At 42.0% G+C, this 14,946-nt stretch carries 12 protein-coding genes; 2 read left to right on the top strand and 10 right to left on the bottom strand.

What is annotated here, in order from left to right; all coding sequences use genetic code 11:
• Window positions 1-34: 34 nt before the first annotated feature.
• The 5 genes from AK822_RS03755 to AK822_RS03735 all read right to left on the bottom strand — a co-directional run bounded on the left by AK822_RS03755 (window position 35) and on the right by AK822_RS03735 (window position 7,341).
• The gene (locus AK822_RS03755; RefSeq protein WP_087945552.1) at window positions 35-1,351 is read right to left on the bottom strand and encodes an oligosaccharide flippase family protein; all 1,317 of its coding nucleotides are present in this window, start codon (window positions 1,349-1,351) and stop codon (window positions 35-37) included.
• A 66-nt stretch (window positions 1,352-1,417) separates the two neighbouring features.
• Window positions 1,418-3,421 (bottom strand): nucleoside-diphosphate sugar epimerase/dehydratase, encoded by a 2,004-nt coding sequence (locus tag AK822_RS03750; RefSeq protein WP_060490604.1) that lies wholly within the window; start codon window positions 3,419-3,421, stop codon window positions 1,418-1,420.
• Window positions 3,422-3,470: 49 nt separating this feature from the next.
• Window positions 3,471-5,732 carry a polysaccharide biosynthesis tyrosine autokinase gene (locus tag AK822_RS03745; protein ID WP_060492161.1) on the bottom strand — a complete coding sequence of 754 codons (2,262 nt, stop codon included), beginning with the start codon at window positions 5,730-5,732 and terminating at the stop codon, window positions 3,471-3,473.
• A gap of 31 nt (window positions 5,733-5,763) precedes the next feature.
• Window positions 5,764-6,240, bottom strand: a complete 477-nt coding sequence (locus AK822_RS03740; protein ID WP_060490603.1) for a low molecular weight protein-tyrosine-phosphatase — start codon at window positions 6,238-6,240, stop codon at window positions 5,764-5,766.
• 9 nt (window positions 6,241-6,249) lie between these two features.
• Complete coding sequence (locus tag AK822_RS03735; RefSeq protein WP_060490602.1) at window positions 6,250-7,341, bottom strand: polysaccharide biosynthesis/export family protein; 1,092 nt, start codon at window positions 7,339-7,341, stop codon at window positions 6,250-6,252.
• A 589-nt stretch (window positions 7,342-7,930) separates the two neighbouring features.
• On the opposite strand from AK822_RS03735, the gene rluB reads away from it, so the two are divergent.
• Window positions 7,931-8,878, top strand: a complete 948-nt coding sequence (gene rluB / locus AK822_RS03730; RefSeq protein WP_060490601.1) for a 23S rRNA pseudouridine(2605) synthase RluB — start codon at window positions 7,931-7,933, stop codon at window positions 8,876-8,878.
• A gap of 330 nt (window positions 8,879-9,208) precedes the next feature.
• Here rluB and AK822_RS03725 read toward each other — a convergent pair whose 3' ends face one another.
• From AK822_RS03725 to AK822_RS03715, 3 genes are all read right to left on the bottom strand, one after another.
• Entirely contained in the window at window positions 9,209-9,766 is a 558-nt protein-coding gene (locus tag AK822_RS03725) for a hypothetical protein (RefSeq protein ID WP_060490600.1), read from the bottom strand.
• A gap of 40 nt (window positions 9,767-9,806) precedes the next feature.
• Complete coding sequence (locus AK822_RS03720; RefSeq protein ID WP_060490599.1) at window positions 9,807-10,496, bottom strand: hypothetical protein; 690 nt, start codon at window positions 10,494-10,496, stop codon at window positions 9,807-9,809.
• 256 nt (window positions 10,497-10,752) lie between these two features.
• Window positions 10,753-11,496 (bottom strand): hypothetical protein, encoded by a 744-nt coding sequence (locus AK822_RS03715; protein WP_060492160.1) that lies wholly within the window; start codon window positions 11,494-11,496, stop codon window positions 10,753-10,755.
• Between the two features lie 167 nt (window positions 11,497-11,663).
• Here AK822_RS03715 and AK822_RS03710 point away from each other — a divergent pair, with 167 nt between their 5' ends.
• A complete protein-coding gene (locus tag AK822_RS03710; RefSeq protein ID WP_060490598.1) occupies window positions 11,664-12,266 on the top strand; it encodes a LysE/ArgO family amino acid transporter in 603 nt (200 codons plus the stop codon).
• A 134-nt stretch (window positions 12,267-12,400) separates the two neighbouring features.
• Here AK822_RS03710 and AK822_RS03705 read toward each other — a convergent pair whose 3' ends face one another.
• A complete protein-coding gene (locus AK822_RS03705; RefSeq protein WP_060490597.1) occupies window positions 12,401-13,783 on the bottom strand; it encodes an NAD(P)-binding domain-containing protein in 1,383 nt (460 codons plus the stop codon).
• A 293-nt stretch (window positions 13,784-14,076) separates the two neighbouring features.
• Entirely contained in the window at window positions 14,077-14,718 is a 642-nt protein-coding gene (locus tag AK822_RS03700) for a MarC family protein (protein WP_083475671.1), read from the bottom strand.
• Window positions 14,719-14,946: the final 228 nt, after the last annotated feature.

The following is a 14,946-nucleotide window of genomic DNA, read 5'->3' as shown; positions in this document are numbered from 1 at the left end:
CCTTTGTGACATTCAAAGCAGTCAAAAAACATACCTACTGCTCCACTTCATCGATATGAACAAGACGCCGAAAAGCGACATAAATGATAGATAAACTGAGCAACACCCCAACAAATGAGAAAAGGGCAATGGCTATCATATCTGACTCAAAAACGTAAAAACCTACATACAGCGCTGCAGCACGAAATACCACTGCGAACACTTCTCTAATCAAAAGGAATCGCTGTAAACGTAATGCTGGCAATGCCGCAGTACTCGCACCAGACACTAAACTGGTCAAAAGCCAAATAGACAGCCACTGCGAATAACTACCTGCCAATGCCCACTCTGCACCGAACACTAAAGAAAAAAGATAATCGCCAAAAACGAACACCGTACCGAATGGCACAATACCAACCACCAATAAAATCAACGTCACTTTTAATAAAAATTGATAAGCCTCAGGTGAATTTGCTGTGATGGCACGCGTAATTTTAGGATAGAAGACCTCTCCAACCGCCTGACCTAACAGCATCGCTGGCGCGCCAAGCACAAGGACAGCCAACGAATACTGCCCTGCAGAAGAGGCACTAAATAGTGATGCTAACAAGATAGTTGGCAACCCCACTGAAGCCGCATTCAGGATACTTTGTGGCATACGATATATAGCAAAATCACGCTGCGATATGGCAGCATGTCGAATACCCTTAGTGCCAAACCAATGACGGACATTTAATACACCTACTCTAGGTACACGAAGCATCTGCATGATAAAGTTTGTGAGCTGCCCTGCTATCGTCAATAAAATAAGCAACATCCCTGAAGGCGCTAGCATACCGCCTATCAGCTTACTACTATCTGTCACAAGCTTGCTTTCGACATAAGCTCGAGCTTTCGCTTTAAATAAGCCCACTCTAATAGCAGACTGATCAGCGACAGAAAGAAAGGCACCGACTAATAGCGTTAATGGTATGAGATATAGCATGTTTGGCGTGCTTTCCATACCCATCCAACTTGCCAAATGAAACTTGCCAACATAGACAACAATGAATGAGAAAACGGCTATCACCACACTGAGCAATATGGACAATCGGGCAATGGCCGCAGCATCCTCATCACTGTCAGGCATCACGATTGCATTGGCATAGCCCATAGTGGCAATCGGCGTAATAATGCTGACGATAGCAGTAAAGGCAGCAGCGATACCGAAATCCTCAGGTCTATATAGTCTGGTGAGAAATGGCATAAAAATCATGGCGATGGCCTGTCCAGCAGCAATCCCGCCACCGACCATGACCACATCTCGCACAAAGTGACTGGTTTTCAACCTATTTATTGTGCTCTGTATCGATGAAAATACTCCAGAGCTCATGACATATTGTCCAATTTAGTGACTCACAGAACTTGTAAGGAATTTATGACAGCGCGCCTCTCTCTATTAACCCATTTCATTGGTCAATGTGGTATCTACTTTCTCTACCTCAACATCTTTATCAGATCCTTCTCGGTAACCTTCGACAAAAAACTTAAACTGTGTTTTCAGCCAGACCACATCCTGCTGCTTTGCTTTTTCTGCAAATTCAAATAAAATATTTTCGATATCTTGCAAAGGAAAGCTGTGCTCCATTGCTTGCATAATCAATGGATGAAAAGTAGGTTCGATATTGTCTTCACCAATGATTAACTCCTCGTAAAGCTTTTCACCCGGTCTCAAGCCAGTAAATACGATTTCGATATCGCCATGGGGATTGCTATCATCTTTTAGCTCACAACCTGTCAAACGAATCATACGTTTTGCCAGATCAACAATTTTGACGGGCGCGCCCATATCAAGCACAAACACTTCACCACCGAATGCCATCGCACCTGCCTGAATAACCAAACTGGCCGCTTCTGGAATCGTCATAAAATAGCGTGTGATCTCTGGATGAGTGATGGTGATCGGACCGCCTTGCTCAATCTGTTTGGTAAATAACGGCACCACAGAGCCTGATGACCCTAAAACATTGCCAAAACGCACCATGCTAAAACAAGTCTGACTGTTACTTTGACTCAATCCTTGGCAGACCAACTCAGCCAAGCGTTTGGACGCTCCCATAACATTGGTAGGTCGCACGGCTTTGTCAGTAGAAATCAGCACAAAAGTCTCAACGCGAGCCTGTATCGCAGCACGGGCACAATGGTAGGTGCCTTTAGTATTATTAATGGTGCCCTCAAAGGGATTGGACTCAACAATAGGCACATGCTTATAGGCGGCAGCGTGATAAATCGTTTTTATATGGTTTTTTTCGAATATATTGATTAATTTTTTTTCGTTACTGACACTGCCGATGATGCTAATAATCTCAATATTTTGATAATCAGCATTCGCTGTTTTTAGATTACCAAGTTCTTGATCTATGGTGTATAAAGCATACTCAGACTGTTCATATAGCACCAAGCATTTAGGTTTATTTTTGATGATTTGCCGACACAGCTCACTACCGATTGAACCACCTGCCCCTGTAACGAGAACGTTTTTACCCGTGATGTTTTTTTGTAGCAACTCCGCAACAGGTTCGACTGTTTCTCGTTCGAGCACATCTAATATGTCAACGGGTCGTATATGACTGACAGTTACTATCTCATCAGCAAGCTCACGTAAGCTTGGCAAGTCTTTTATCTTAACGGAGATACCTGACAGACTGTCCATAATCTGTTTTTTACGACTACGGCTCATAGAGGGCATGGCCAAAATCACCTGCGCCACATTGAGTTTTTCTATCAACCACGGAAGCGCGTGAGCTGCATATATTTGTTTGCCATGTAAATAGGCCCCAGTAAGCTGCGGGTCATCATCGATATACGCCACTACATTGTACTGATAAGAATGTCTCAAACTTTCTAGCAACTCTCTACCAGCTTCTCCTGCACCATAAATAATCACGTTGTCACAACAGACATCTGGACGACGGCTTTGACCTGCACCTTGTAGACGTTTCAGTAACGCGCGGATCATGAGCCTACTATTCCACAGCCAAATAAAAAATAGGAATAAAAATATAACGGGGGCTGAGCGCGGTATCGTCGCTGATGGACTCAAATAAATGATGACTTGATAAACAATAATAAGTAAAAAAAACAGTTGCAGCACACGACCCATCACTGCATCAAAAAACCCTCGAGAGGCGCTGCGATAAAAACCAATAAGATATAAGCTAGCAACCGGCACGAATGCATAAAAAGCCAATGCTGCAAGACTGATATGAGAAGCCACATACCCTTGTCGTAGCATCAATGCCAATAATAGGCAAAAGATCGACATGGCAAAATCTATACTAAATAAGAGGGTGCTTTTAGTCAGGCGTGGTAATGACAATAAATACAGAGCCACACGCTTCGACCATTGATTAAAACCACTGGACGATTGATAAGCATTGTTTGACTCTGTTTTTATCAACATAATATCCACCCAATTAAGTTGGTTTGCTTATGAGCGACAACCACGCAAACTAGCGGTTATCTCCATAGGCATAATGATAGTGATAGCTATATTTATCCATAAGACCCTGCTGTACATCGTTGAGAATAATGCCATCTACTTGTACATTGGCTTTATTCATTTGCTTGATCGCATAAACCAGTTGCCCTTCTATTGAATGATTAAACTTCGTGACGATAAGCACTTTGTCTGCATGTTGCGCAAGTACCATAGCATCTGACGCCGCCAATATCGGGGGTGAGTCGATGACAATATAATCGTATTGAGTTTTTAATTCTGCCATCAAATGATTGAATTTTTCGCCCATCAATAAGGAGGTGGGATTATGCGGCTGCCGTCCGCGCGGTATGAAATCAATCAACTCCATACCAGTGGGATGAATAAAGCTTTCGACCCCTAAGCTAGGAACCTCACTGTCTGATCGAGTACCATCAATCGGAGAAAAATGCTTTTTATCCTGCAACAAATAATCGGCAAGACCATCATGTTGGCTCATATTAAACATTTTATGCAGCTCACCTAAACGCATGTCACCATCGATGACCAAGACTTTTTTGTTGAGCTGGGCAAATACCTCTGATAAATTGGCAGCGATAAACGACTTGCCCACACCAGGGCTCTCCCCAGTAATCAATATGACTTGCGCAGGCTGCCCGACCGCTATCCCCATTGGCATACCAAACATCAAATTGGTTCTTAAACTTTTGATCGCCTCATAACTCAAACTACTGTGATCAACATGAGCGAGCATGCGAGGGGTAGTATTCTTCTTTTTACTCAACCTCGACAGTAAGGGTGAGCGTGGAATCGTTGCAATGACAGGGATGCCCGTTGTGACCTCTAAATGCTCTGGATCTTTTACGACATTTCTAACAAGGTTCTTCAAGAGCACCAGCATCACCCCAAACATCATGCCTATCAATGTGGTCAACATCAGAATTTGTAGTTTATTTGGTGCAATGGCATTAAAGGTACTGGTCGGTGAATCGATAATACGGGCATAGCCGATTTGACCAGCCTTGACGATTTTAAGTTGCTCATAATTTTTGAGCAGCGTCAGATAGATTTCTCGATTGATTGCCGTATCTTCTGATAGCTTTAGAAACTCTCGCTGTATTTCAGGTAGACCTGCAATGGTATTATCTATCTCTCTTGTTCTATTATTAAGTACTTTGAGCTGTTCATTAATTTGAATGACCAGTGGATGTTCTTCGGTATAATAAGTGGTTAGGTCTGCTTTTTTGAGTTTAAGCTCATTGAGCTGCTCATCGATGCGAGACTTCTCATTCAATAACAACTCGGCTTCTTTACCCACATCAATCGTGCCATATTTTTTACGAAAGTCATTAAACAGTGCTTCAGAAGTCTCTAATTTTTCTTTTAATAGAGGGATCTGCGTTTCCATAAAGGCAAGTGTTTTGGTCGTTTCTTCAGAACCGCGAGATTGGTTTTGATCGACGTAAGATCGGACGATCTGATTGAGGATAGTCGTGATTTGCTCTTGGTTAGGACCCGTCATCGACAGCTGAATAATACCCGTTTTTTGACCTTTTTCTTCAACGGATAAGGCGCCGTTGATAGCGTCAGTCGCAGCCTTTATCGTCTGCTTACTAATATTAATGGGGTAACCATCAGCAGGTAACTCTGTGACAGTGATATTAATCTGACCGTCCAACCCTTTGAACTGATGCGCCTGACCAAGCTGACCTTTGAATTCATCAAAACCATTGCTCAAAACAAACCCTGTAGCAGATTTTGTTAGTATAAAAGATTGGTTCAAGTACGCTGGTGATACATCAAATTGGCGGACTTTTACTATGCCATTTTCGGTATCAAGTGACACATCATCCGGTGTGTTTAATTGCGTGTAAGTACGATTGCTTTTTATTCTATCAAGATGACCAATATTGGGATCTGTTAGCTTAATGCGTAGGTGCAATAGCTCAACCACCGGCTCCAATATCATACGTGATCGTATCAGCTCTGCTTCTGTCTCCGCTTTGCTGACTTCTGCACCAACCAACTCTGAGATACTCTCACCAAGCGCCTCTATTCCTTGAGTATTTTCTTCAATCTGTATCAGCGCATCTGATTTATAGATGGGATTCACATAGCGGGTATACAAAAGCCCTAGTAAAAGCCCCAATATCGCCATGAGAGCAATGATTTTCCAACCACGTAACAATACTAAAACCAGCGCCATTAAATCGATGTCGTCATTGTTTTTTTCGCCCGTAGACGTTGATAGGTCTTTTGAATCCATATTATTCATAACCATATACTCATCGCTCAATGTTGATCGTTTAATAGCATTCGCTGAACTTCAACGCTCTAATCGATGTCGTGTCGCTAATCTTGTCAGTCCATTGTTCAAGACTATCGATAATATCTTGTCTACTCTTCTCAAATGCTGAGTCATCCTGCTGATAAGGGTCAGCAATATCTTTATCAAGCCAATGCCCAATTCGAAAGACTTTTCCGCGACAGTGCGGCCACTGATTTTCAATCCATTTGGTTTGGCTGGTTGTCATCGTCAAAATTAAATCTGACTGACTGACTAACGCTTCATCAATTTGCTTGGCGATATGAGCACTGATGTCTATATTATGAGTGGCCATCAATGCAACCGCTTTGGCATCAGCTGCGTGACCTACGAGCGCTGACAAACCAGCAGAGTCGATGTGCTTTTCTGGATAATATGCCGTTAATATGGCAGCGGCCATCGGGCTGCGGCATATATTACCAACACAAACAACCAAGATCTGATCAAACGCTCCCATGACTGACTCCTATATCCCTGAAATCACATTGATTGCTGATGTTGAAGGCAGTATGGCGCTGATAATACGATTCCAGCGCGCCAAGCCAGTTGGATCAACATAAAGAATGTCATTGGCTTGCATGTCAAAACGACTGGCCAAGGCAAAACTCGTAATGCTCTGCATGTCGACATAATAAATATTGGTGTATTGATACTTTGGATTATCGCGAACAATATATACTTTGGCGGCGTTGGCCGTATTAGAATTCAATCCATTTGACTCACCTAATACATGCGCTAGGCTCAGCCCTTGCTCAGGAATAGCAACGGGCTCAATTTTGCCAAATTCTCCCAATACATAGACCTTATTGCGGCTTTGGCTATTGACATGAATAGCATCGCCGTCTTGTAAGTATATTTGATTGGCAGACAGCCCCATTTGATTTAATGATTGGATACCGAGCTTGTAACTTTTGCCTTGACGGTTTAATACGATATGGTTTGAATCACCCGTATCAGTCGTACCACCCGCCATAGAAATAGCGCCATATACTGAGATGGGCACATCTGCGATAGCAAACTCACCAGACTGCTTGACCTCACCATCCACAAAAAACTTACTACCACGGTAGTTGATGATTTTGACCTGAGGATCTGAGTATTTGAGATAGCGTTGAAGCTTGCTTTGCAAAGTGGCAGTGAACTGCGGCACACTGAGACCACTGGCTTTGACTCTCCCTATTAAGGGGAATTGTATAAACCCTTGCTGGTCAACGGTCAGACTAGACGTTGAGGCATTAATATCTGGATAATTGGTCAGGATAATATTGAGAACATCCCCTTTAGCAATGCCATAGCTGACACGCCCAGATGTTTTTACTAAATGATATAAATCTCGATCAAGGATGACGGCTTCTTTAGGTGGTAGATTAGCCAAACTCAAAGGTTGAATATAGAATTGTAGACCGTTTTCTGCAGTGAATGTCCCTGACTCGGGTAATTTTCCAGACTTAAGTCCTGAATTTATGGTGCAACTGCTGAGCAATACTGTCAGCAATAAGCAAGACGCACTTGCTATTAAGGAGCGCTTTTGTACAGAAATGAAATATTTATAAACCATAACAGTTACTCATATTTATATTCGTGAATCAAAAATAAGTGCCTTGCTGCTATCAATATATTCATAAAAAAGGATGTATTTATTGAATATACACCTAAACTATACATAACGCAATATTTATAAACATTGATGTAAGAACAATTTTCTTAGTTAATTTATTTTAGGTAAACCCTTTTTGTAAATGGCGTATAGCGCATATCAATGAAAACAAAAAGACAGAAAAATCTAAATCTAAAGACATATTCAAAGGAGTTAGCAGTATTTTTTAGGGTTCATGCTGTCGAAAATAGAAATTTGGTATTGGTTATGCTGCTTAACTGATCTTAATAACATTCAAAGAAACCACTGTTTTATTAAAAGATAAATATAAGCATTTGTGTGCAAATATCTTATTTTTATAACACCCTAATCAACTTTTATTTTAGAAATCTATTTTAATTTAGCAAACTTTCTTTTATTAATATAAAACGATAAATTGATACCGTTTGTAGATACTGGTTTGCGTGCTAAAGTCATCAAAATAGCGTAGAATAGTCAATCCAATTTTTTACATTGAGAAATGTAAACCCACCGACTCAAGGACATGATTATGAAAGATGAAAAATTACAGAAAGCCCTCGCCCGTATGGGTCTTGGCTCACGCCGTCAAATGGAAGAAGTCATAAAATCAGGGCGTGTTACTGTTAATAACGGACCTGCGACCATTGGTGATCGTGTTGAGCAAGGCGATGAGATTCGCGTTGACGGTCGTCAGATTAAATACACCTCTGAAAACGAGAAGCGTCGCCGTGTTATCGCTTACTACAAACCTGAGGGCGAAGTCTGCTCTGCTAAAGATCCAGAAGGCCGTCCAACCGTTTTTGAGCGTTTACCAAAACTAACTCATGATCGCTGGGTGATGGTTGGTCGCTTGGACATCAATTCAACTGGGCTATTATTGTTTACCAATGATGGTGAGATGGCGCACCGCTTGATGCATCCGTCTGGTGAAGTCACTCGCGAGTACGCAGTACGTGTATTGGGTGAAGTCACGCCTGATATCGCTCGTGCGCTAACGGCTGGCGTTATGCTAGAAGATGGCCTTGCAAAGTTTGAAGATATCAAAGAGGGCGGTGGTGAAGGCGTCAACAAGTGGTATCACGTCCAACTAAAAGAAGGTCGTAATCGCGAAGTACGTCGTTTGTTTGAATCACAAGGCCTGAAAGTAAGCCGTCTACTACGCACGCGCTATGGCACGATTGCTCTACCAAAAGAGCTACGTACTGGTCGTTTCTTAGAACTCGACAGAAAAGACATCAATACGTTGACCGATCTAGTGAGCTTGCGTCCTCGTTATGGTACGGGTCTGCATGGCGCAGCGAAAGAGAAACAAGAGCGTATCAGAAGCAAGCCGCTTAAAGCGCGTCGCGCTACTGACAGTCGTAGCGATAGCCGCAGTGGTAGCGACAATCGTAACAGCAGCGCGAAGCCTAAAAGTAGTGCTAGCCCTGCCAGCCGTGGTACGCGCAATACTCGTGACCGCAACGACAAGCGTTAAGTAATACCAAACCCAAAAAATACGATTAGCTGTGTCAAACTCGTTTAGTCTACAATGTGTAGTACTTGCACTTGTTTTCCTTGCTACTCTAATTTTTGTGAATGGTATCGTTTTAAAGTTATCGCTTTAAAGTAGACAACAAAAAAGCAGCCAATGATGAATAATCATTGGCTGCTTTTTTATGAGTCATTTATAGCAATTCATTGTAAGTCTGACGATGTATAGTCGATTCAATTTAAAAGTAGTACAAAGCAACCGAGTGTAGATATATATTCAATACTTCAAGAGAGGTTAACGCAGTAACACTTTTATAGTGGAATGACTATAGGCTTAACTATCGTGACTATTAATATAATTCCTCATTACTCGTAGCTCTTGCAACTGCTGACTTTCCATTTGTTCTAATAATCTATCTAGACGCTGCTCAATATTATTAAATACCTGCTGTAATAACTGATTGGCTTCTGCCTTTTTTTCATTATCTGCATTGTCAGCGCTTATATTAATATTCGCTAGATGATGATGACTGGCAAGCATTTCAGGGAGTCGAGTGTGCAACATCTTATTCAATACAAACTGTTGCTCGGTTACGGCAGGCGTTTTATGCTGAGCTTGTAGTGATTTTTGATACGCTTGATAGCGGGTTACTTTTTCATCGATACGTTTTAATTGGCGCAGCTGTAGTTCTGACAGATTTTTCAGGTGTTTTTTATTTAAGTTTAGTTGCTGCCAACTGAGTTTGGACAATGACAACGGTGCATCATAATCCTGATAAGTGAGTACACCTGGCGAAATACCGACCGCTTTGTGCAGCGCATGCCAGCCTTTTTTACCCAAATAAAAGGTGGTGACGGTCGTTACAATGCCAATGCCTATTAAGATGCTCATATACCCTTACTCTTCATCGTTTAATCACACCACTTTGCCTTTACAGTTTAATATTCTCAGCACTCACATTCTTACCAGTTGCGCCAGTTGGATTTTCAATCGCTTTAATTTCTATATCGGCATTAGCACTATTGACACTACTAACATTGCTATCGAGCTTTTGCATATCTGCAGTAGCAGCAGGATTATTAAAGCGTTTTTGTAGATAGCGGTTGGTCGCCAGCAGCTTTTGACCATCTTGATGATAAGAGGCATTCAGTAAATCATCAAACTGAGTATTAATGGTACGTAATACATCTAATAGCGCTTCTTTTCCAGTCACATTAGAGTGCTTGATTTTGGTCGTGTCAGCGCGCGCGCCATCGCCCACATCTAGGTCATGCAAGCGGCGATAGTCAGTCACAGCAAGTGGCACATGTCTGTCCATTAAATTTTGAATCATAATGTAGGTTTCATTGACCGTGTCCTTATCGTCTATCTTGCCATCATTATTGGTATCGCCATAAATGACCCGCAGCTTCTCCCCTTTTTCATTGATTTGGTCGAGTGCTGTTTTGACTTCAACAGGCAAGCTTTTTTCTGGGATGTAACCCAATTGCGGCATCGCTTTGTACTCAAGCATTTTAGGCGCAGTCATTTTTTTGATACCACGATACCCCAGATATAACCCAGCTACTGGTAACACTCCATATAAAATGAACATGACAAACATCGCAGTAACTTGAGTCATTAGAGTATCCTAATTGTTGAATAAAATGGCTTAGCTAAATAGCTTGGTAAATTTCTTATTATTTTAAATAGCTTATTATTCTAAATAAGATAGATAGTTATTATTAAACAAAAAAATAAGGCTCTATTAAAGCCCTATATTGTTATGCATTGCGTCGCTTGTGTGAAAACCGTGTTAGGGCGTGTCCCCAATTTAATCACAGCTCTGAATTATGTTAATTTTATAATGCCAATTAACAGGCATTAACTATTAGCCATTAACTTTTTGTCCGGCTTTTGACATAACGGTGCGTTGAAGCCAAACGATTCATCACCGTTTGATGCAGCTCATCTAACAATTCATCAAGCTCATAATCAATCTCTAAAAACAAATCCGTCAGCATGTCACCTGCCGTCATTTTTCCTTGCACCATATTGTTTTTGGTACGGTGCGGACTAAAACGCTGTAGCTGCTCATAATGATGTAGGGCTTCTGGAATGCTCTCTGAAACCAGCTTATCGATGACAAATTGGCGTTCATTATGTTGCTGTTGTTGCTGTTCGTTGAGCTCACTGCTCCACTCACGATAGCGTTTTAACTTACCATTGATACGGTCTAGTATCGCAACCGCCTCGATGGGCATGGCGTTTAGGGTGGCTTCATCGACCACATCAACAAGCTCAGTCATAATCGGGCAGCGTCCATGTTTGAGATACCATAAAGTATCGGGGTCAAAAGGTGGTCTATTGGTCGGGCGCATCTGAGCGCGATTGGACAGGTAGCGATCAGTCAATGGTGTCGGCGTTCTGATATCACTCACTTGCGCCAAAGCATCACAAATACGTTCGCTGCGCTCAGGCGGCGTCAGTACAGAACGCTGACTGACAGCTTGATCGTTTTTATCATTGTTTATACTATTATTATCAGTCACCCCTATATCTTGACTGATAGCCATCTCCTGAGCATTTTTGGCTGCTAGCGTTGGCAGGTCATCTTGAGCTTGCCCAAATGACTTTAGCATTCTTGTCAGACTTACCACCATGACCTACCTTGCCCCTCGTCCCGTGCACGCTTATTGCGCTCGTATTGCATAGATTTATTCAATAGCGTATCTTAACAGCTTTTTACCGCTCTGCCAGTAAGCAAAATGTCAACACCTCTCATCCGCCCCATGCTAAGCACACTATTATGAATGCGACCGACTACACCTCTGGATTCTTACTTGGGCTATCGCTCATTATCGCGATTGGCTCACAAAACGCCTTTGTACTCAAACAAGGACTCAAACGCGAGCACATATTTTTTGTCTGCTTATTTTGCGCGGTCAGTGATGCGCTGTTAATCTCTGCTGGCGTTGGCGGTTTTGGCGCGGTCACGGCGCAATATCCACAAGTGGTCAATATCGCAAAATTCGCTGGCGTCATATTCTTGCTAGGCTATGGATTGCATAGCTTATATGCCAGTGTGCGCGTCACACATGCACTCACCGTCGAGGGACAAGTCGTCACCAGCTTAAAAAAAGCACTGTTATTATGTTTTGGCTTTACTTGGCTCAACCCACACGTCTACTTAGATACATTGGTACTCGTCGGCATGGTTTCAACGGGTGCTAGTAGTAAGCTGGCATTTGCAGTCGGTGCAGTCAGCGCCTCATTCTTTTTCTTTTTTGCGTTAGGTTATGGGGCGCGATTACTCAAACCATTATTTGCCAAACCAAAAGCGTGGAATATACTCGATGCTTTGGTAGGGATACTCATGTTGTATTTGGCGTGGCATCTGTACCAAAGTTAAAAACAGCGATAAAGGCAAAAATAGGTGATAGGCTAAACCATTAACACAGTCCCTACATATGAATATAAGTATAAAAAAAGCCAAACACCTTGTATAAATGCGTTTGGCTTTTTGGAATCTGACACTTTTACTATTTACGATACTTTTTTACGCTTTTTAGGCTTAACGAAGGTTAAGTTCAAAAAATGCTCAAGCGAGTCATCAAGGACGTCCAACCAAGGCTCTGGCAACTCAGGCGATAGCGTGCCTGTTAACGTAGAGCGATACGCCTTTTCTCTAAAGGTCATGATATTATCGGCTTTATCTTTTTGCCATTCTTTTAAGATTTCACCTTGTTTTTCAACAGCAAATTCTGGATAATCGGTCGCATTGGTTAAATCACGAATATAAGCGGCTTGAAAATCGATTGAGTCACTGACCGTCACGCACTTCACGTAAGTTGCCAACCACTTTTTCTCATCTGCTTCACGGTGTACCAATTCAGGCAATTCGATATCGCCCATCATCACATCACGTGCATACCATGCTTGAGCGTCAAACATATTAAAGGTGAAATACTGATCCTGCATACCTAAATAAATGGGCTTTGGGTTTGGCTGCCAGAAAATCCCTTTGTACAAGTTGGCTGGATATAAGCAGTTATGCGTTTGCAGACGTAGCTCATCGGGCATAAAGGGGAAATGAAACAGGTAACCAGTACACATAATAATGGCATCAAATTTTTGGCTGCTACCATCGGCAAAGTGCGCCACATCTTCTTCAAAATGGGTGACCAAAGGCACTTCTTTGATGCCATCTGGCCAATCATAGCCGAGCGCTTGCGTGCGATAGCTGATAGTGACTGATTTGGTACCATACTTATAGCACTGCGTGCCAATGTCTTCGGCTGAATAACTACTGCCGATGAGCAAAATATCTTCGTCTTTGAACTCTAAGGCGTCACGAAAATCATGCGCGTGCAGAATGCGACCGGGGAAAGCTTCTAACCCTTCAAAGTAAGGCATGTTGGGCGTGGAGAAATGACCCGTCGCCACGACGACATAATCAAACTCTTCCACTTCTTGCTCATTGGTTTTATGATTCATCACCGTCACGGTGAATTTTTGCGTCTCATCATCAAATGACACCCAACGTACTGAGCATTCAAAACGGATGTATTTTTGGATATCTTGTTTATCGATACGCCCCATAATGTAGTCTTTTAGGACTTCACGCGGTGGGTACGAGGGGATCGCTTCACCAAAATGCTCGTCAAACGAATAATCAGCAAATTCTAAGCACTCTTTGGGACCATTGGACCACAAATAACGGTACATACTACCGTGAACAGGCTCACCATTTCTGTCTAATCCTGTGCGCCAGCTATAGTTCCACATGCCACCAATAGCGTTTTGCTTTTCATAACACACTATCTCAGGTAAGTTTTTTGCGCCAGCCAAACGAGCCGCTTCAAAAGCGCGTAATTGTGCTAAACCACTTGGACCTGCACCTAAAATAGCAATTCTTTTATTACTCAAGACTAACTCCTATGATAATAGTTGTCTGTCCACTGTAACATATTTTTATGAATGGTGTTTTTTCGAATACTTTTGGTGATTAATTAGCCATAGCTTAAGACATGACTATTCTCCAAAAATGACTTCTAACCGAATCTTTGGTGTTTAAATTTGATATGAGTTAACACGTGCTTTTCATTAAGGCGTATTAAACATTCATAAATCAGCACTGTCAGTGCTAGGGTTGAATACACAACACGCCCTAAGAGGAATAAGTCAAAAAAATGACGGACAAACATAACGTAGCAGCGTCATTACACTAAATCAGGAAATAAAGTGCGTAAGCCATTAACGATAATTTCGATAGAAACTGCCGCCAATAACATCCCCATAATTCGGCTCATGATGTTCAATCCAGTATCACCCAGCAAGCGACTGATACGACCTGCCGCCATCAGTGCTAGATAACAAAACAGACTGATAAATAAACCAGCAATCAATATGGCAGATACCTGCAAAATACCAGAGACTTGTGAAGAATAAATAATCACCGTCGAGATACCACCTGGTCCAATCATCATTGGAATAGCGATCGGCACAACCGCTGCTGCCATGGTGGGCGGCGCGTCTTGCACATGGTCAACATCGAAGTTTTCTTGATCGGGCTTCACGGGATTACCGTCGCCATTCATCATATTAAGAGCAATCAAAAACACCAAGATACCACCTGCCAGCTGAAACGAGCCGATAGAAATACCAAGTGCTTTTAGTAATGTCTCGCCTGCTACCGTAAAGAAACTAATAGTGATAAAAATCGTCAAACAAGCAACACGCGCCACTTTGCGTCGATTATTCATCGAATAACCACGGGTCAAATCCAAAAATAACGTCAAAGCGCTAAAGGGATTAATCAGTACCATAAAGGCTAAGATTATCTTGATGATTTCAGTATTCACTGAGCGCTCGCTTGTCTATTAGTCAAATCGGGCAAAAAGATAAGGTCATCGTGCGAGTGCAACGATGACCCAATAGATGGTTAACAATAACTTTGTAGTTTATATTGTATCATAGGCAGATAAGCTAATTAAATCATTAACTTTGCTTACCTTTCTGACAGCAGACTATCTATAAAAACAGATACTTAACATTGACCAGTCAACCACTATTTGGCGGGTAAAAAACCT

It is taken from the genome of Psychrobacter sp. P11F6 (genome assembly GCF_001435295.1).
In the GTDB taxonomy this organism is placed as follows: Bacteria; Pseudomonadota; Gammaproteobacteria; order Pseudomonadales; family Moraxellaceae; genus Psychrobacter.
The sequence above is the reverse complement of the archived record's forward strand: the minus strand, read 5'-3'. Positions and strand labels throughout refer to the sequence as shown.